General features: G+C 60.9%; 19 protein-coding genes. 10 read left to right on the plus strand and 9 right to left on the minus strand.

Annotation, left to right across the window (positions count from 1 at the left end; translation table 11 throughout):
* The first annotated feature begins 4 nt into the window (after positions 1 to 4).
* The 3 genes from ACS4RS_RS20685 to ACS4RS_RS20695 are packed head-to-tail and all read left to right on the plus strand — an operon-like array spanning position 5 to position 2,196.
* Positions 5 to 742 carry an alanine--tRNA ligase-related protein gene (locus tag ACS4RS_RS20685; RefSeq protein WP_439009461.1) on the plus strand — a complete coding sequence of 246 codons (738 nt, stop codon included), beginning with the start codon at positions 5 to 7 and terminating at the stop codon, positions 740 to 742.
* Between the two features lie 18 nt (positions 743 to 760).
* Complete coding sequence (sseA, locus tag ACS4RS_RS20690) at positions 761 to 1,630, plus strand: 3-mercaptopyruvate sulfurtransferase (RefSeq protein WP_439009460.1); 870 nt, start codon at positions 761 to 763, stop codon at positions 1,628 to 1,630.
* A 5-nt stretch (positions 1,631 to 1,635) separates the two neighbouring features.
* A complete protein-coding gene (locus ACS4RS_RS20695) occupies positions 1,636 to 2,196 on the plus strand; it encodes a GNAT family N-acetyltransferase (protein ID WP_439009459.1) in 561 nt (186 codons plus the stop codon).
* Positions 2,197 to 2,328: 132 nt separating this feature from the next.
* Here the strand turns inward: ACS4RS_RS20695 and ACS4RS_RS20700 are convergent, their stop codons facing one another.
* A complete protein-coding gene (locus tag ACS4RS_RS20700; protein WP_439009458.1) occupies positions 2,329 to 2,496 on the minus strand; it encodes a hypothetical protein in 168 nt (55 codons plus the stop codon).
* 125 nt (positions 2,497 to 2,621) lie between these two features.
* Here ACS4RS_RS20700 and ACS4RS_RS20705 point away from each other — a divergent pair, with 125 nt between their 5' ends.
* Complete coding sequence (locus ACS4RS_RS20705) at positions 2,622 to 3,131, plus strand: DUF1203 domain-containing protein (protein WP_439009457.1); 510 nt, start codon at positions 2,622 to 2,624, stop codon at positions 3,129 to 3,131.
* 16 nt (positions 3,132 to 3,147) lie between these two features.
* Here ACS4RS_RS20705 and ald read toward each other — a convergent pair whose 3' ends face one another.
* Positions 3,148 to 4,266 (minus strand): alanine dehydrogenase, encoded by a 1,119-nt coding sequence (ald, locus tag ACS4RS_RS20710; protein WP_439009456.1) that lies wholly within the window; start codon positions 4,264 to 4,266, stop codon positions 3,148 to 3,150.
* A 156-nt stretch (positions 4,267 to 4,422) separates the two neighbouring features.
* Here ald and ACS4RS_RS20715 point away from each other — a divergent pair, with 156 nt between their 5' ends.
* The 3 genes from ACS4RS_RS20715 (at position 4,423) to ACS4RS_RS20725 (ending at position 6,314) form a co-directional block, all read left to right on the plus strand.
* Positions 4,423 to 4,884 carry an Lrp/AsnC family transcriptional regulator gene (locus tag ACS4RS_RS20715; protein ID WP_183820509.1) on the plus strand — a complete coding sequence of 154 codons (462 nt, stop codon included), beginning with the start codon at positions 4,423 to 4,425 and terminating at the stop codon, positions 4,882 to 4,884.
* A 62-nt stretch (positions 4,885 to 4,946) separates the two neighbouring features.
* Positions 4,947 to 5,828 (plus strand): EamA family transporter, encoded by an 882-nt coding sequence (locus ACS4RS_RS20720; RefSeq protein ID WP_439009455.1) that lies wholly within the window; start codon positions 4,947 to 4,949, stop codon positions 5,826 to 5,828.
* Between the two features lie 84 nt (positions 5,829 to 5,912).
* A complete protein-coding gene (locus ACS4RS_RS20725; RefSeq protein WP_439009454.1) occupies positions 5,913 to 6,314 on the plus strand; it encodes a PilZ domain-containing protein in 402 nt (133 codons plus the stop codon).
* On the opposite strand, the gene ACS4RS_RS20730 is transcribed toward ACS4RS_RS20725, so the two are convergent.
* Positions 6,284 to 6,469, minus strand: coding sequence for a hypothetical protein (locus tag ACS4RS_RS20730; protein ID WP_439009453.1), 186 nt, complete (start codon positions 6,467 to 6,469; stop codon positions 6,284 to 6,286). The two genes, ACS4RS_RS20725 and ACS4RS_RS20730, sit on opposite strands and share 31 nt — an antisense overlap.
* 170 nt (positions 6,470 to 6,639) lie before the next feature.
* Between ACS4RS_RS20730 and ACS4RS_RS20735 the strand changes: the two genes are divergently transcribed.
* Complete coding sequence (locus tag ACS4RS_RS20735) at positions 6,640 to 8,628, plus strand: bifunctional 2',3'-cyclic-nucleotide 2'-phosphodiesterase/3'-nucleotidase (RefSeq protein ID WP_449313807.1); 1,989 nt, start codon at positions 6,640 to 6,642, stop codon at positions 8,626 to 8,628.
* 137 nt (positions 8,629 to 8,765) lie between these two features.
* On the opposite strand, the gene ACS4RS_RS20740 is transcribed toward ACS4RS_RS20735, so the two are convergent.
* The gene (locus ACS4RS_RS20740) at positions 8,766 to 9,734 is read right to left on the minus strand and encodes a LysR substrate-binding domain-containing protein (protein ID WP_439011795.1); all 969 of its coding nucleotides are present in this window, start codon (positions 9,732 to 9,734) and stop codon (positions 8,766 to 8,768) included.
* Between the two features lie 137 nt (positions 9,735 to 9,871).
* Here ACS4RS_RS20740 and ACS4RS_RS20745 point away from each other — a divergent pair, with 137 nt between their 5' ends.
* A complete protein-coding gene (locus ACS4RS_RS20745) occupies positions 9,872 to 10,486 on the plus strand; it encodes an NAD(P)H-dependent oxidoreductase (RefSeq protein ID WP_439009452.1) in 615 nt (204 codons plus the stop codon).
* A 53-nt stretch (positions 10,487 to 10,539) separates the two neighbouring features.
* On the opposite strand, the gene ACS4RS_RS20750 is transcribed toward ACS4RS_RS20745, so the two are convergent.
* Entirely contained in the window at positions 10,540 to 11,112 is a 573-nt protein-coding gene (locus ACS4RS_RS20750; RefSeq protein WP_439009451.1) for a TetR family transcriptional regulator, read from the minus strand.
* A 160-nt stretch (positions 11,113 to 11,272) separates the two neighbouring features.
* Between ACS4RS_RS20750 and ACS4RS_RS20755 the strand changes: the two genes are divergently transcribed.
* Complete coding sequence (locus tag ACS4RS_RS20755) at positions 11,273 to 12,049, plus strand: SDR family oxidoreductase (protein ID WP_439009450.1); 777 nt, start codon at positions 11,273 to 11,275, stop codon at positions 12,047 to 12,049.
* A gap of 40 nt (positions 12,050 to 12,089) precedes the next feature.
* On the opposite strand, the gene ACS4RS_RS20760 is transcribed toward ACS4RS_RS20755, so the two are convergent.
* The 4 genes from ACS4RS_RS20760 to ilvA form a co-directional block, all read right to left on the minus strand.
* Entirely contained in the window at positions 12,090 to 13,280 is a 1,191-nt protein-coding gene (locus tag ACS4RS_RS20760; RefSeq protein ID WP_439009449.1) for an MFS transporter, read from the minus strand.
* A 180-nt stretch (positions 13,281 to 13,460) separates the two neighbouring features.
* Positions 13,461 to 14,732, minus strand: a complete 1,272-nt coding sequence (locus tag ACS4RS_RS20765) for a diguanylate cyclase (RefSeq protein ID WP_439011794.1) — start codon at positions 14,730 to 14,732, stop codon at positions 13,461 to 13,463.
* Between the two features lie 255 nt (positions 14,733 to 14,987).
* Positions 14,988 to 15,314: an HlyU family transcriptional regulator gene (locus ACS4RS_RS20770; protein ID WP_439009448.1), complete on the minus strand. Its 327-nt coding sequence runs from the start codon at positions 15,312 to 15,314 to the stop codon at positions 14,988 to 14,990.
* 37 nt (positions 15,315 to 15,351) lie between these two features.
* Positions 15,352 to 16,602: a threonine ammonia-lyase gene (gene ilvA / locus ACS4RS_RS20775; protein ID WP_439009447.1), complete on the minus strand. Its 1,251-nt coding sequence runs from the start codon at positions 16,600 to 16,602 to the stop codon at positions 15,352 to 15,354.
* Between the last annotated feature and the right edge of the window lie 44 nt (positions 16,603 to 16,646).

Here is a 16,646-nt window from a genome sequence, read left to right on the forward strand (position 1 = left end):
CCCTATGCCCGTCAATGCCCTCTATCGTGACGACTTCTATCTCTCGACATGCGAGGCGGTCGTCACCGCCGTCCACGAAGACGGGGGCATCGAACTCGACCAGACCTGCTTTTATGCGACGTCAGGCGGCCAGCCGGGTGACACCGGCGAGCTTGAACGCGCCGACGGCACCAAGATCGTGTTGGCCCAGACGAAGCACGGCCCGAGCAAGGATATCGTCATCCACGTGCCGCTCGAAAACGAGCCGCGGCCTCTAGTTGGCGAGACGCTGGTGCTGCATGTCGACTGGCAGCGCCGCTACAGGCTGATGCGCATGCACACTGCCTGCCATCTGCTGTCCGTCGTCTGCTCCTATCCGATCACCGGCGCTGCCGTCGGCGAGGAGGAAAGCCGTGTCGACTTCGACATGGCCGAGACGATCGACAAGGACGAAGTGACGGCCAAGCTGATGGAACTGGTCGCCGAGAACCATCCGGTCTATCTGCAATGGATTACCGACGAGCAACTCGCAGCCAATCCCGACATCGTCAAATCGAAGAATGTGCGCCCGCCGATCGGGCTCGGGCGCGTCAGCCTCGTCTGCATCGGCGAAAACTCATCGATTGACAGCCAGCCCTGCGGCGGCACACATGTCTCCGAGACACAGGAAGTCGGGCAGATTCACATCGCCAAAATCGAAAAGAAGGGCAAAGAGAACCGGCGCTTCCGCATCCGTTTCGGCACGCCCGGCGACGAAGCCTGACCATCAAGGGAGAGCATCATGAGTGAGACCAAGAGCCGTTTCGTCGTCTCGGCCGACTGGCTGCAGGCCGAGCTCGGCAAGCCGGATCTGCGCGTACTGGACGCCTCCTTCTATCTGCCGGCGCAGAAACGCGATGCCGATGCCGAATATGCGGCCGGCCATATTCCCGGCGCCATCCGCTTCGACCAGGACAAGATCGCGGACCGTTCAACGTCACTGCCGCACACCATCCCCTCGCCCGATTATTTCGCCGCCGAAGTCGGCCGGCTCGGCATCAGCGAGAACGATCGCATCGTCGTCTATGACGGCATCGGGCTGTTCGCCTCGCCGCGCGTCTGGTGGCTGTTCCGGGTGATGGGCGCAAAGAACGTCTTCGTGCTCGATGGCGGTCTCGACGGCTGGAAGGTCGAGGGCCGCCCGCTCGAAACCACCGTGCCCAGCTATTCGCCGGCGCGTTTCACGCCCGATTTCGACGAGAGCCGCGTGGTGACGCTCGATACGATGCGCGACATCGTCTCCAGCGGCGCGATGCAGATCGCCGATGCCCGCAGCGCCGGCCGCTTCGCCGCCGCCGAGCCCGAGCCGCGCGCCGGGATGCGCTCCGGCCATATGCCCGGCGCCCGCAACCTGCCCTCCGGCGTTTTCGCCAATCAGGGCCGATTCAAGTCGCTGCCCGAACTACGCCAGACGATCGAGGATGCCGGCATCGATCTTTCCAAGCCTGTCGTGACCTCCTGCGGCTCGGGCATCACCGCCGCGATCATCACACTGGCGCTGGAATCGCTCGGCCATCACGACAACAAGCTCTACGACGGCTCGTGGAGCGAATGGGGCAGCCGTGACGATACGCCGATCGTCACCGGTCCGCCGACACCGGTTAAAGCCTGATCGCCATGGGGAAGACACCCGCTTCTTTGAAAGCTCACATCACCCGGCTCGAAATGACGGCGGCGCCGAAGGCGAGCATGCCGGTGCCCGTCAATATCCAGACGGCGATCATGCGCGCGCCTGCGATCCCACTGCCCTTCTATCGCTACCTCTACCGGCAGGTGGGCGCGCGCTGGCAGTGGGTGGATCGGCTGCGGATGAGCGACGAGCAGCTTACCCAGACGCTGAACGACAAGCGCAACAATATCAGCGTCCTCTACGTCAACGGCGCACCTGCCGGCTTCTACGAATATTTCTGCGAGGACGAGGATACGATCGAGCTCAGCCATTTCGGCTTGATCGAACATGCGCTCGGCCTCGGCATCGGCAAATGGTTCCTGCTGCAGGCACTCTACGGCATCTGGACGCTCAATCCGAAGCGGGTGATCACCACCACCAACAATCTCGACCATCCGCGGGCGCTGCAGCTTTACCAGATGTTCGGCTTCTCCCCGGTCTCGACCGGCACCGGCATCGTCCGGCCGCTCAGCGACAAGGAACTGCTGGAGTTGGCGCGGAAAAGCTGACGTTTTCATTCCCGCCGGCACAGGGGTCGCTAAAGCGCGTCGCGATCTTTCAGATTCGCTCCTCGCGCTTTAACTCCCTGTTTTGCGCATGTCATTGTCGCAAAACCGCTGCACACTTTTGCGCGACATGCTCTAACGTTGCATCAGGCTACTCGGGCGGCGCGGATCGTTGCGTCGCTCGAAATCGAGCGTGCGGCCCGACTGCTCCTTCAATTCCGCCACCTCCCGGCGCAAGGCCTTCAGCTCTTCCAGTATTTCAGCATTCTGCTGCGCCAGCAGCGCGAGATCGACTTCGGCCAAGGGGCTTCTCCTTTCGCCATGCAGCTTCTCATCAAGAATAGCCCAGCTTTTCCCAGGCGCAAGAAACGGGTGGCTTGGTCAGCGGTCCGGGCGCAATTTCATGGCGATCACAAAGGAGATTTGCCATGACCTCCATTCGTTTTGCCGCCATGCCGACTGCCGATGCTAGAGCCCTCTGGAACGGCGGCCACGACGCCTATGACAACCTGCCCGAGACGATGATATCCGATGGTGACGGCAACCCTTGCCGCCATTGCCTGCGGAGTATCGAAGCGGGCGAGGACATGCTGGTCTTCGCCTATCGGCCGTTCCCGGCGCTGCAGCCTTATGCTGAAACTGGGCCGATCTTCCTGCACAAGCAGCCCTGCCGGCGTTACGCCGCCGAGGAGATCCAGCCGCCGATGCTGGCGATGAGCCCCGACTTCATCGTCCGCGGCTACGGCGCCAATGACCGCATCGTCTACGGCACCGGGGCGGTGACCGGGATCGCCGATATTCCAGCCTATGCCGAGACATTGCTGGCGCGGCCGGAGATCGCCTATGTGCATGTGCGCTCGGCGCGCAACAACTGCTTTCAATGCCGAATCGACAAGGTAAAGGCGCCAGCCCCTGCGGAGACCGGCGCCCTCGCCTAACGCGGAGTCAGGTAGCTTACGCCACGTTCAGCACGCTTTCGGGCGCAAAGACCTCATAGCCGAGCGCCTCGGCGACCGGCTTGTTGGTGATGCGGCCCTTGTGCACATTGAGGCCGTTCCTCAGATGCTTGTCTTCGGCAATGGCACGCAGGCCGCGATCGGCAAGCGCCAGGCCGTGGACCAGCGTCGCATTGTTCAGCGCATGCGCCGAGGTGACGGGAACCGCGCCCGGCATGTTGGCGACGCAATAATGCACCACGCCGTCAACCTCATAGGTCGGGTCGGAATGGGTGGTTGCATGCGAGGTCTCAAAGCAGCCGCCCTGGTCGATGGCGACGTCGACGATGACGGAGCCCTTCTTCATGCCGGACAGCATCTCGCGGGTGACGAGCTTCGGCGCCGCCGCACCGGGGATCAGCACGGCGCCGATGATGAGATCGGCCGAGAAGACCTCCTCCTCCAATGCTTGGATGCTGGAATAACGGGTGTGAACGCGGCCTGAGAAGATGTCGTCGAGCTGGCGAAGGCGCGGCAGCGACCTGTCGAGGATGCTGACATCGGCGCCGAGGCCGGCGGCCATCCTGGCGGCATGCAGACCGACGACGCCGCCGCCGATGACCGCGACCTTGCCCGGCAGCACGCCCGGCACGCCGCCGAGCAGGACGCCGAGGCCGCCATTGGCTTTCTGCAGGGCGGTTGCGCCCGCCTGGATCGACAGGCGGCCGGCGACCTCCGACATTGGCGCCAGCAGCGGCAGGCCGCCGCGCTCGTCGGTGACCGTTTCATAGGCGATCGCGGTGACGCCGGAGGCGATCAGGCCTTTGGTCTGTTCGGGATCGGGCGCCAGATGCAGATAGGTATAGAGAAGCTGACCGTCGCGCAGCTGCGCGCATTCGGAGGGCTGCGGCTCCTTCACCTTGACGATCATGTCGCATTTTTCGAAGATATCCTTGGCGGAGGCGGCGATCTTCGCGCCAGCCGCGGCATAGGCGGCGTCATCGGCGCCGATGCCGGCGCCCGCCTTGGTTTCCACCCAGACCTCGTGGCCATGGGCGACATATTCGCGCACCGAAGCCGGCGTCAGGCCGACGCGATATTCATGATTCTTGATTTCCTTCGGGCAACCGACACGCATTGGCGTTCCTCTCATATCATCTCCGCAATCGCGGATCTCCTCAGATGATGAATCCAACCACCATGGCGATGAAATGTCCTTGCAAAGACGATTTGCGAAGAGGTGATTTTTCGGCGATTATTGTGCCATTCATTCCTTTTTTCGAAGGTTCTTCGAATGGCCGATCTCGATACCATCGATCTTGCGATTCTTAAGGTGCTGCAGGCCAATGCCCGCATCACCAATGCCGAGCTTGCTGAGAAGATCGGATTGTCGCCTTCGGCGTGTTCGCGCCGGCTCGACATTCTGGAGAGGAGCGGCGTCATCGACGGTTATCATGCGCGGCTTTCGCACAAGGCGCTCGACTACAAGATGATCGCCATCGTGCATATCTCGCTCTCAGGCCAGTTCGCCAAGACGCTGGCGGAATTCGAGGCGGCGGTGAAGCTCTGCCCCAACGTGCTCGTCTGCTACCTGATGTCCGGCGAATATGATTATATCCTCAGGGTCGCCGCCCGCGATCTCGAGGACTATGAGCGCATCCACCGCGACTGGCTGTCGGCCCTTCCCCATGTGGTCAAGATCAATTCGAGCTTTGCCCTCAGAGAAATCATCGACAGGCCGAATGTCGGGCTTTGAGACCTTGCATCTTCGCTGAAAGCCTGCCCAGACTCTCGGTGTTTCCCGCTCAACGGCATATCATGACATCGAAGACCCACGGTTATATTTTCGCTCTGCTTGCGATTACCATCTTCTCTCTCCAGGACGCGATCTCGAAACATCTGGCGTCTGCTTACCCGCCGATCTTCGTGACGATGATCCGCTACTGGGCCTTCGCGCTGTTCACAATCATCCTCGCTTCGAAGATGCGCGGCGGCCTGAAGGCAACGGCCCGCACCAAACGCCCACTTCTTCAGGTGGTGCGCGGCGTCCTGCTTGCGGTCCAGGTGGTTCTGGCCATTACTTGTTTTGCCATAATCGGCCTTGCCCGTTCACAAGCGATCTTTTCAGCGACGCCGATCCTCATCGCGCTGCTGTCAATGCCGATCCTTGGCGAGCGTGTGGGATGGCGGCGGTGGATGGCGATCGGCGCCGGACTTTTCGGGGTGCTGCTGATTCTGAAGCCGGAAGGCGAGTTTTTCGATGTGAAACTGCTTCTGGCCATTATTTCCTGCTTCAACTTCGCCTTCTATGTCATCGCCACGCGTCTCGTCAGCCGCGACGACTCGTCGATGACCAGTTTCTTCTACACCGGCGTCATCGGCGGGATCACGATGAGCATTATTGGCCCGTTCTACTGGAGCTCTATGTCGCCGGGGGACTGGGGCTGGATGGCGATGGTCTGCGTGACCAGCATTTCCAGCCACTATTTCCTGATCCGCGCCTACGATCTTCTCGATGCCGCCGCGGTCCAGCCGCTGACCTATCTGTCACTCGTCTACGCCTCGATCATCGGTGTGACGATCTATGATGAAACGCTCAGTATCAACACGATCATCGGCTCGATTATCGTCGTTTCCGCCGGGATTTTTACGATATGGCGCGAGCATGTGGTGGGGCGAAGGGCCACCATCGCCAGCTAGAGTTTCACTTCAATTTTAGCCAAGCCCCTAAAACCATTTCAATTTTCCGACGCTATGCTCTCTGGCTGTATCAAGGGAGAACATATGGCCCGCAACTTGAAAATCGTCGCGCGGAAGGTGGACCGGCAAAATTGCCGGGTCTTCGGCAGCGTCAAATATCTGAACAGCGAAGTGGATATCCGCATCCTCAACCTGTCGGTGACCGGTGCCGCCCTGGAGACGAAGACGCCGCTCCATGCCGCCTCTGGTAGCAAGGTGCGCATCGAAGCCGAAAACCTTGGTCTGCTCGAAGGCATCATCCGCTGGAAGCACAACGGCCGTGTCGGCATCCAGTTCGACGTGAATTCGAATGCGCGGGCACAGGTCTCCTCCTATTTTCGCTTTTTCCATAAGGAAATTCGGCCGGTGCTGGCGGTGCGTCAGCTTAGGGCCGCGACCAGCGGCGACCGCCCATCTCACTTGGCGCCGTCGACGCTGAAATCGTAAGGCTGCCCCGTTCTTGCGCCGAAGGAGCGGCCGAGATCGCTCGAGTCGTTGCGGTTGACATTGACGTTGAGCGCAACAGAGCTTTGCGTCGACGGCAGCCTGGCACCGATTTTCACGATGTCGATAGCGGCGTTACGCGATGACGCCCTGCTCATGATCCCCGTTGGATTTCAGCCGGAACGCTGTACCATAAACTGCGTTTCAAAACCACATCGCCCTTGCTACGCATTGTTTTGCCGTCCTGTCATTTTTGCAGTGTACTCCTCGCGAAATCGTCCTAATTCTGACGAGCCGGACGATGCATGATCCTTCAAGGAGAGTTTCGATGTCTTCCATTTTCGATGTTGGCGTGATGAGCCGCCGTTCCCTGCTTGGCGGCCTTGCCGCCACCTCCGCCCTGGTGCTGCTGCATCCCTTCAGCGCGCGCGCCAGCGCCAACCAGGCCCATCTTCGGCTGATGGAAACGACGGATATTCACGTCAACGTCTTCCCCTATGATTATTATGCCGACAAGCCAAACGACACGATGGGGCTTTCCCGCGCCGGGACGATCATCGACAATATCCGCGCCGAGGCCGTCAACTCGCTGCTGATCGACAATGGCGACGTGCTGCAGGGCAATCCGATGGGCGACTATATGGCCTATCGGCACGGCATGAAGGATGGCGATGTCCATCCCGTGATCAAGGCGATGAACACGCTCGGCTACACGGTGGGGACCCTCGGCAATCACGAGTTCAATTACGGGCTCGACTTCATGTTCAAGGTCCTATCTGGCGCGAACTTTCCCTTCGTCTGCGCCAATCTGACCAAGGGCCAACTCGCCTCGGACCCGAAGCAGGACGATCTGTTCTTCAAGCCATACATGATCGTGGAAAAACAGATCAAGGACGGCGCCGGCAATGAGAGCCCTGTCAAGATCGGCTTCATCGGCTTCGTGCCGCCGCAGATCATGCTCTGGGATATCAAGAACCTCGAAGGCAAGGCCCAGACGCGCGATATCGTCGAGGCCGCCAAGGCCTGGGTTCCGGCCATCAAGGAAGCCGGCGCCGATATCGTCATCGCGCTTTCTCATTCTGGCATCGACGGAGCCGCGCCGTCCGAAAAGATGGAAAACGCCTCGCTGCATCTCGCCGCCGTCGAGGGGATCGACGCGATCTTCACCGGCCATCAGCATCTCGTCTTCCCCGGCCCGAAGAACTGGGACGGCATTGCCAATGCCGATCCCGTCAAGGGCACGCTGCATGGCAAACCTGCCGTGATGGCAGGCTTCTGGGGCTCGCATCTCGGCCTTATCGACCTGCTGCTCGAAAAGGACGGCAACAGCTGGAAGATCGTCGATTTCACCTCGGAAGCACGGCCGATCTATCATCGGGACGACAAAAAGAAAGTGGTTGCCGATTACGCCGACAAGAAGGACGTGGTCGAAGCCGCCAAGGCCGAACACGAGGCGACGCTTGCCTATGTCCGCACCCCCGTCGGCAAGACGTCGGCACCGCTCTATTCCTACTTCGCGCTCGTTGCCGACGATCCCTCCGTGCAGGTCGTCAGCCAGGCTCAGACCTGGTACATCAAGCAGATGCTGGCCGATACTGAGTTCAAGGATCTGCCGGTGCTTTCAGCCGCGGCCCCCTTCAAGGCCGGCGGCCGCGGTGGCGCCGATTACTATACCGACGTTCCGGCCGGCGATATCGCCATCAAGAACGTCGCCGACCTGTATCTCTACCCGAATACGGTGCAGGCGGTCGCCATCACCGGCGCCCAGGTGAAGAACTGGCTGGAAATGTCGGCCGGCATGTTCAATCACATCGAGGCCGGCTCGAAGGATGCGCCGCTGCTCAACAACGACTTCCCGTCCTACAATTTCGACGTCATCGACGGTGTGACCTACCAGATCGACCTGTCGCAGCCGCCGAAATATGATTCCTCCGGCAAGGCGATCAATCCGGATGCCAACCGCATCCAGAACCTCGCCTTCGACGGCAAGCCGATCGATCCCGCCCAGAAATTCGTCGTCGTCACCAACAACTACCGCGCCGGCGGCGGCGGCAGTTTCCCGGAGATCGCCGCTGATAAGGTGATCTTCCAGGCGCCGGACACCAACCGCGACGTCATCGTCCGCTATGTCCACGACCAGGGCACGATCAATCCGTCGGCCGATGCGAACTGGACCTTCAAGCCGCTGCCGGGCACGACGGCGACCTTCGAGAGCGGCCCGAAGGCCAAGCAGTTCCTCGCTGCGGTCAAGAGCGTCAAGATCGAGGATGCCGGCGACGGTGCCGACGGCTTCTCGAAGTTCAGGCTGGTGCTTTAGAAATAAAAGGAAGGCGCGTCGGCCGCGCCTTCCTAAAGCGCGTCGCGATCATTCAGATTCTGCTGCTTGCGCTTTAGCTCTTTTTTCTTGCGCATGTCGGTGCCGCAAAACCGCTGCACACTTTTGCGCGACATGCTTTATTCAGCCGCGAGCGGGATTGCCGGTTCACGCAGTTCCGCGATCTGGGCGTGGAAATCCGCCTGGCTCGGGCAATGGGTAAGCCGGGTGCGGAACGCGTCGATCATCCAGGTGGCGGCTGGTCCGGGCGGGTTGGCGAGCCGGCGCATCGAATAGATGGGATACTCCCCCTGCTCATAGGCCTCCAGATCGAGATGAACGAGCGCGCCGCTTAGGAGATCGTCATGGATGAGCGACGCCGGAAGGCCACCCCAGCCGAGGCCGGCCTTGATCAGCTGATGCTTTGTGGCGATATCGCTGACGCGCCATGTCTTGTAGGATAAAACGTTGAAATCGCGTCCCTTCGTCAGGCCGGACGCATCGGTGACGACGAGCTGCACCTCCTCGCGCACGTCGCCGAGTGTCAGCGGCCGCTCTAGCCCGGCAAGCGGATGGTTGCGCGCGGCAACGGGCATCATGAAGGAATGGCCGATGCGCTCGGTGACGAGTGAATCGTCCTGCTTCAGAACCGCGCCGCTGATCCCGATCGTCGCCTTGCCGCTCATGACCAGATCCATCACCATTCCGAGTTCGCCGACGTTGAGGTTCAGCGAAACCGTTGGGAACATCTCGCGGAATTCGTGGAGCACATCAACGACGGCCTTTGACGGCACCATGACGCTGATGGCGACGGAAACCTCCGCTTCGAGCCCTTCCTTCAGGCTCTTGACGCGCGCGCGCATGACCTGCAGGTCGCCGAGAATTCGCCGAGCATCCTCCAGCATCGCCCTGCCCGCCTCCGTCAGCTTTGGCTGGCGGGCGCCGGAGCGCTCGAAAAGCGGTATTTCAAGCTGCGCCTCCAGATTGGCGATCGTATAGCTGATGACCGACTGTGCCCGGTTCAGCGCGCGCGACGCTGCCGAGAAGCTGCCGGTCTCGGCAACGGTCAAAAACACCTGCAATTGATCCAGGGTCGGGTTCGGAAGCATATCCATCCATTCCATCGATAGTTTCGATCGACATTATCACCGTTTTTTCGATAGCAGGCCAGACCTATTTTCCGCTTCGAGACTGCGGCTCACCTCCCACATCGGGCCGACAAATCCAATTCGAAAGGAAATGCACCATGTCGTCCATCCTTCTTCTGACGTCCAGCCCGCGTGCCGAATCGCTCTCGACGCCGATCGCCGTCGAACTCGCCGAGAAGCTGAAGAAACAGAATCCGGGCAGCGTCCTCGTGCGCCGCGACCTTGCCGCCAGCCCGCTGCCGCATATCGACGACCTCTTCACCGGCGCGATCCGCAAGCCGGCCGAGGCCCGCACCGCCGAGGAAATCGCCGCCGTCAAGACCTCCGACGAACTCGTCAATGAACTCTTTGCCGCCGACACGATCGTCATCAGCACCGGCCTCATCAACTTCAACATCTATTCCTCGCTGAAGACCTGGATCGACAACGTCGCCCGCGCCGGCCTGACGTTCAAGTACACGGAAAGCGGCCCGGTCGGACTGCTCACCGGCAAGAAGGTTTACGTGGTGCTCACGTCGGGCGGCGTCTATTCGCAGGGACCGGCTGCCCCCTTGAACCACGCCGTGCCGTACCTGAAGTCGGTTCTCGGCTTCCTCGGCATCACCGACATCGAGACCATCTACGTCGAAGGCCTCGCCTTCGGTCCTGAAGCTGCCGAAAAGGCCATCGACGCCGCCAAGACGCGCGTCCAGGAAATCGCACTGGCCGCTTAATCGGTTCTTCAACGCTTATTGTAGTGCAGCGGCCGGCATTCGCCGGCCGTTTCTCATTTGTCGATAGCAGCGACAAAATCCCGGACCGTCTCGAGAATCTCGGCGGACAGAGCCTCATCGGAGGAAATCCTGGCAAGGCCGACGCCTCCGGCCATCATCGCGAAGGCGATGACCGCCTTGCGCCGTCTTTCCGCGTCGGCCCCCGCCACCTTGCTCGCCAAAGCTTCGAAATTGAGCTGAAGCCGTTCCGTCGCAATCCCCCGCGCCTTGTCGCCGCTGCGGGAGATATCGGAGGTCAGCGCGGCAAAGGGGCAGCCTTCGCCGGGATTGTCGCGGTGATGGGCGCTCAGATAACGGTCGGCGACATCGGCGGCCGTCATCTTCGCCGGGTCTATCCCTTCAGCCTCCAGCTTGCGTCCCCATGAATCGAAAGCCGACTGGATCGCCTCGGCGACGAGATCGTCGCGGGAGGCGAAGTGCTTGTAGAAGCCGCCAACAGTCAGTCCGGCCTCCTTCATCAGGTCGGCGACGCCGATACCTTCCAGCCCCTCCTCTCGCAGCCGCTTCGACGCAGTCTCGACGATCTTTTCGTGCGTCTTCTGTTTGTCCAGTTGCGAACGACCCATCCGAATCTCCCCGTATCAATTTCGAACGAGCATGATGTCGGCCGAAAACCGCTTACACTTTTCGGCATCATGCTCCTTGACTCATGTAGATTACAATCATAATCCTTGTAGATGACGATCATAATCTAGATCGTTGCCATTTCCAAGAGGAGCATGAATCATGCGTCTAAGAAACAAGGTCGCGCTGATCACCGGCGGCAACAGCGGTATCGGTCTTGCGACCACCAAGGTCTTCATCGACGAGGGTGCACAGGTCGTGATCACCGGCCGCAATCCCGAAACGCTTGCCGCGGCCGAAAAGGCGCTTGGGGCCGGCGTCGTCGCGCTGAAGGTCGATGTCACCGATGCCGCCGCCACCGAGAAGTCCTTTGCGGAAGCCGCCGCAACGGTCGGCAAGTTCGACATCGTCTTCGCCAATGCCGGCATCGGCGGCGCGACACCGCTCGGTGACACGTCGCCGGAGCAGTTCAATCAGATCATCAGCACCAATCTGACGGCCGTCTTCTTCACCGTGCAATCGGCCCTGCCGCATCTCAGCGACGGCGGTTCGGTCATTCTCAACGGTTCTGTGCACGCCGTGCTCGGCGCTCCCGGCTGGTCGGCCTATGCGGCGACCAAGGCGGCGGTCCGGGCGATGACACGCAATATGGCCTCCGAGCTCGCGCCGCGCGGCATCCGCGTCAATCAGGTGACACCCGGCGGCACGAGGACGCCGATCTGGTCGCCGATGGCCCAGACGGAAGATGCGATGTCGGCGCTCGAAGCCCGCATCGGCGGCATGAGCCCGCTCGGCCGCATGAGTGAAGCCGACGAAATCGCCAAGGCGGCGCTCTACCTGGCCTCGGATGATTCTGCCAATGTCACCGGCATCGAGATCACCGTCGACGGCGGCATGACGAGTGCCCCGTCCGGCGCCAAGATCTTCCGCGCCGCGTGAGCGAGCGAAGGCTGGGCAAGTCGAACTTGCCCGGCCTCGGTCAGCCGTTCCTTGCGCGGCGGGCCACACGAAACAGGACGATTGCCAGATTGGCCACGGCAAGCAACAGCAGGATATGAAGCATGGCTTGGATCCCGGAGGAAACGATGAGGTTCCCGGCGATCAGCGGAAAGCCGAAGACGCCGATGAAATAGGACAGCGAGAACAAGAGAAGCGATTGCGGCATGAGACCTGCGGGCGCTTCATTTGCTGCCAGCCCGTTGATGACGGAATAGGTCAACCCATAACCCAGGCCTAGCATTGCCGCGGCTCCGAGGTAGGCCAGCTGACTTGATGTCACCACCAGGAAAAGCAGGATGGATGCCAGCGTCAGGCTCGTCAGCACCAGAAGCGAATAGAATGGATCCTTCTTGACCACATATCCCGCGACGAACAGCCGGCTCAGGATGGCGGCGGACATGAAGCCGATGAAAAACAGCGAATAATCGAAACCGTGCGCCTTGGCATAGCTGGTCTGAAAGCTCGAGAGCCCGCCGAATATCGCGCCGCCGATGCCGACCATGGCAATGGAATAGATCGCCTGCGAACCGATCACCTGACGCGCTGCGGCGAAGGAGATCTTGTTGACATGCGGCAAAATCTTGCCGGCATTGGTCAGCCTGAGATGCAGCAGGAAATAAAGCGCGCCGCCAGCGAGACTGGAGAGGAAGGCAAAGGCGAAGGCCGTCTCGATCGGCAGGGACCAGCCGGTGGCAATGCGGCCGATGATCGGTCCGGCGCCGATGCCCGACATCATCGATCCCGACAGCAGCGCGAAGAACCTGATCCGGTGCTCCGGTTCGGTGATCGCCGCCACCAGAATGGGTCCGAGCGCATAGAAGGTGCCCCAGCCGATGCCGAGGACGAAACCGACGGTCATCAGGCTCAACCCTGCCGCGGGGACTATGGCAAATCCCAGCCCGGATGCCGCCAGAAAGAGCGCTGAAACCGCCACCGCCCGCGCCGAGCCGATGGCATCGGCGATGTGGCCGGACAGGATCACGAGAATGACGGTGCTGACGGTCGCGGCCGAAATGATCAGGCCGGCAAGCGCCTCGTTGCCGCCGCGTTGCCCCACCAGGACCGGGATCAGAAAGGTCACGCCATAGGCGATCGACAGAAGAAACCCGCCGATGCACAGAACGGCAAATTCGCCGCCATCGACCTTCGTTCGCACAGCTGCATCACTCATGTCTCCACGCCCCTCGCAGGAAAGCTCATCCGTTGCGGCAATGGAGATCACGTTTGCATCTTGCTAACAACCCGTTTTTATGGTCGTCATAACATCTTGAAAAAGCGTGATATTGGCGGCAAGTGTTTCGGTTTATGCAACATCACAAACACCGTTAACCGACGCACTGCGTAGATCGGCTCAACCGAGTTTCACCACACCGGAACGGCCGACAACACAGTTGCGGCCGCTCTTCTTTGCCGCGTAGAGCCTGCCGTCGGCAGCCGTCAGCACGGCGGTGAAATCGACACCGTCCTCGTCGGCGGTCGCAACGCCGATGCTGACCGTGACCGGCTTGTCATCCGGCGTCTTGACGCTGGTGGCGATCGTCCAGCGCAGCCGTTCGGCGAGCAGCAAAGCTTCCTCGTGATCGGTGCCCGGGCAGACGGCGACGAATTCCTCGCCGCCGAAGCGGAATATGCGGTCGCTCGAGCGTAGCGTCGTACCGAGTCGTGCGGCGATCGACTTCAGCACCTCGTCACCCTGAAGATGCCCATAGCCGTCGTTGACATCCTTGAAGTGGTCGGCATCGATGATGAGGACCGTGGCGTAGAGACCCTGCCTCAGCGCCTCACGCATCATCAGCGGCGCCTCCACCTCCATGCGCGTCCGGTCATAGACGCCGGTCAGCATGTCGCGACCGGTACGCTCCAGAAGATCGTTGTAGCGCTCGCGGAACGTCAGGTCGCCGAAAACGTCGCTGATCGAACGAGCGGAGACGGCCTTGCCGCCGCGGCGAATACGATATTCATAGATTGCAAACATTGCCGCATAGAGGCAGACGGCAAGCATTTTCGCCGTCCAACCTGCCCAGAATGCGGCGATCGGCACATCCAGGAAATAATTCAGCGCCGCAAAGAAGCCGATCTGGTCGAAGGTCAGCAGCACGAAACCCGAAATCAGGAAACGCAGGACGACACGCCGGCGGAAGAAATCGCCGAGTCTTTCGTAAAGCAGAATGATGCCGAGCAGATCGACATAGAGCAGCGCCGTGCCCCAGACCATCAGCCAGCCCATTTCCTGGAGGAAATCGACATCCGGCGTGTGGGCGGGCGATATCTGCAGCGGCAGGTGCAGCTGCAGCACCCAGGCAATGCCGACGGTGAGCAGGTTGCCGAGGAACAGGCCATAGATCGGCTGGCGCACCGTCGCGGCATCCTCCTGCAGGTAAAGCATCAGGATCATCATCAGCTTGCCGGAGAAGAAGACCGATGAGCCCGGCGACACATCGCCGAACGGCAGCGAGACATAGAAGACCGCCGCCAGGTAGGTTTCCATGAAATGCATGACGCCGAGCGCCGTCAGGAAAACCCCGAGACCGAGCCGATGACGGAAGTGCAGAAGCGTCACCATCAGCACGAAATAGGCGGCGGCTTCGACGACGAAAAGAGCGAGGTTGAGCGTCTCCATCACCATACCCCGGCTTCAGGCCGGCGCCCTGGACGGAACGCAGGCGCAACGGTCGCGACAGCGGATCCTTTGGTCGATTGTCCGAAAAAGTCAAACACGAGGGCGGCCCTGCATATGCTGCAGGCGATACCTTTGACTGCAATCCTTTAAGATTGCGTGAGCGAGATGCCAATCCGCGTCGGTGTCGCCGCGTCACGGGATTGAAAAACAAGAATAATTGCGGCCGGTATCACGTATGGATGCGCGCAGATCCCGGTCTCAGACCTGACGAAGCTTCTCGCCGTCACCAAAGAGTGACGAACCATGCTGATCGATGATCTGCTGCGCCTTGCGCACCGTGCATTCGAGCGCATCGTCGGAGGACGAAAACAGATCGGCGCGGATAAAATTGCGCACCAGCACCTCGTCGCCGACCTTCTTTTCGATGCGGCCGGCAAGGCGATACTGGCTGCCTTCCCTGCGCGGCTCCGCATAGATCGTGCAATCGTTGTAAAGCTGCGGCTCGCCGGAAGGGCCTGCCGCCTCGGACGCCGGTTTGACGCCGCCGGAGAACATAGAAAAGAGATTTGAAAGGAACGAAGCCATGATCCGCCTTTAGCACGATGGCATTGCAGTCGCCAAGTCAAATGATCAGGTTGGCGAGGATCTCGTTTTCGGTGATATCCTCGTAACCCATGCCGGCGGCTTCGAAATTTTCGATCAGCCGGGCGAAATTCTCCGGCGCCTTGGTTTCGATGCCGATCAGGATCGAGCCGAAATTGCGTGCCGATTTCTTCAGATATTCGAAGCGGGCGATATCGTCGTCAGGGCCGAGCAGATTGAGGAAATCCCGAAGCGCGCCGGGGCGCTGGGCGAGCCTGAGGATGAAGTATTTCTTCAGCCCCGCGTAACGCATGGCTCTTTCCTTTACGTCAGGCAGGCGCTCGAAATCGAAATTGCCGCCGGAGACGACGGCGACGATGGTCTTGCCGCGGATCGCCTGGGCGTCCATCGCAGCGATCGCCGTCAGCGACAGCGCGCCTGCCGGCTCCAGCACGACGCCCTCGACATTCAGCATCTCCTGGATGGTGACACAAATGGCGTTCTCCGGCATCAGCTGCACTTGGCTTACCGCGAAATCGCGAAGTGCGGCGAAGTTCAAGTCGCCGATGCGGGCGACGGCAGCGCCGTCGACGAAGTTGTCGACCTTGGCAAGCGTCGTCACCTTGCCTGCCTCGATGCTGCGCCTCAAGCTCGGGGCGCCGGCGGGCTCGGTAAAGACGAAGGCCGATTTCGGCACGGTGCCGTCGAGATAACCGGTGATGCCGGCGGCAAGCCCACCGCCGCCGACCGGCAGGACGACCATATCAGGGACCGTTCCCTCAGGCAGCTGCTGCATGATCTCGGCGGCGACGGTCGCCTGCCCTTCGATGATATCTGCATGGTCGAAGGGCGGCACCATGACGCCGCCGACCGCTTCGACATGGTCGCGCGCGGCCTGGTAGCACTGGTCGAAGAAGTCCCCGAACAGCCGGATGGTGATGAATTCGGCGCCGAACATGCGGGTCTTGTCGATCTTCTGCTGCGGCGTCGTTACCGGCATGAAGACGACGCCCGGCACGCCGAAATGGCGGCAGACGAAGGCGAAGCCCTGGGCGTGATTGCCGGCCGAGGCGCAGACGAAGGTCTTGCCGGAAGCACCCTGCCCGATCGCCTTGCGGAAGAAGTTGAAGGCGCCGCGGATCTTATAGGAGCGCACCGGCGATAGATCCTCGCGCTTCAGCCAGATATCGGCTCCATAACGCGCCGAGAGGTGATCGTTGAGCTGCAGCGGCGTTGCCGGAAAAAGGCTGCGCATTGCCTCTTCGGCGCTTTCGACATCAAGTCTCGTCACGGGCGTGATCCATTCTTGTAATGATACCGCCGCTATGGCACAGG

Origin of the sequence: Rhizobium sp. F40D2 (assembly GCF_051810745.2) — a bacterium.
Classification (GTDB): domain Bacteria; phylum Pseudomonadota; class Alphaproteobacteria; order Rhizobiales; family Rhizobiaceae; genus Rhizobium.

What these genes read in the sequence shown, in the direction of transcription:
- ACS4RS_RS20685 (WP_439009461.1), top strand. Translation starts at nt 5, where the DNA reads ATGCCCGTCAATGCCCTCTATCGTGACGACTTCTATCTCTCGACATGC.
- sseA (WP_439009460.1), top strand. Translation starts at nt 761, where the DNA reads ATGAGTGAGACCAAGAGCCGTTTCGTCGTCTCGGCCGACTGGCTGCAG.
- ACS4RS_RS20695 (WP_439009459.1), top strand. Translation starts at nt 1,636, where the DNA reads ATGGGGAAGACACCCGCTTCTTTGAAAGCTCACATCACCCGGCTCGAA.
- ACS4RS_RS20705 (WP_439009457.1), top strand. Translation starts at nt 2,622, where the DNA reads ATGACCTCCATTCGTTTTGCCGCCATGCCGACTGCCGATGCTAGAGCC.
- ald (WP_439009456.1), bottom strand. Translation starts at nt 4,266, where the DNA reads ATGCGTGTCGGTTGCCCGAAGGAAATCAAGAATCATGAATATCGCGTC.
- ACS4RS_RS20715 (WP_183820509.1), top strand. Translation starts at nt 4,423, where the DNA reads ATGGCCGATCTCGATACCATCGATCTTGCGATTCTTAAGGTGCTGCAG.
- ACS4RS_RS20720 (WP_439009455.1), top strand. Translation starts at nt 4,947, where the DNA reads ATGACATCGAAGACCCACGGTTATATTTTCGCTCTGCTTGCGATTACC.
- ACS4RS_RS20725 (WP_439009454.1), top strand. Translation starts at nt 5,913, where the DNA reads ATGGCCCGCAACTTGAAAATCGTCGCGCGGAAGGTGGACCGGCAAAAT.
- ACS4RS_RS20730 (WP_439009453.1), bottom strand. Translation starts at nt 6,469, where the DNA reads ATGAGCAGGGCGTCATCGCGTAACGCCGCTATCGACATCGTGAAAATC.
- ACS4RS_RS20735 (WP_449313807.1), top strand. Translation starts at nt 6,640, where the DNA reads ATGTCTTCCATTTTCGATGTTGGCGTGATGAGCCGCCGTTCCCTGCTT.
- ACS4RS_RS20740 (WP_439011795.1), bottom strand. Translation starts at nt 9,734, where the DNA reads ATGCTTCCGAACCCGACCCTGGATCAATTGCAGGTGTTTTTGACCGTT.
- ACS4RS_RS20745 (WP_439009452.1), top strand. Translation starts at nt 9,872, where the DNA reads ATGTCGTCCATCCTTCTTCTGACGTCCAGCCCGCGTGCCGAATCGCTC.
- ACS4RS_RS20750 (WP_439009451.1), bottom strand. Translation starts at nt 11,112, where the DNA reads ATGGGTCGTTCGCAACTGGACAAACAGAAGACGCACGAAAAGATCGTC.
- ACS4RS_RS20755 (WP_439009450.1), top strand. Translation starts at nt 11,273, where the DNA reads ATGCGTCTAAGAAACAAGGTCGCGCTGATCACCGGCGGCAACAGCGGT.
- ACS4RS_RS20760 (WP_439009449.1), bottom strand. Translation starts at nt 13,280, where the DNA reads ATGAGTGATGCAGCTGTGCGAACGAAGGTCGATGGCGGCGAATTTGCC.
- ACS4RS_RS20770 (WP_439009448.1), bottom strand. Translation starts at nt 15,314, where the DNA reads ATGGCTTCGTTCCTTTCAAATCTCTTTTCTATGTTCTCCGGCGGCGTC.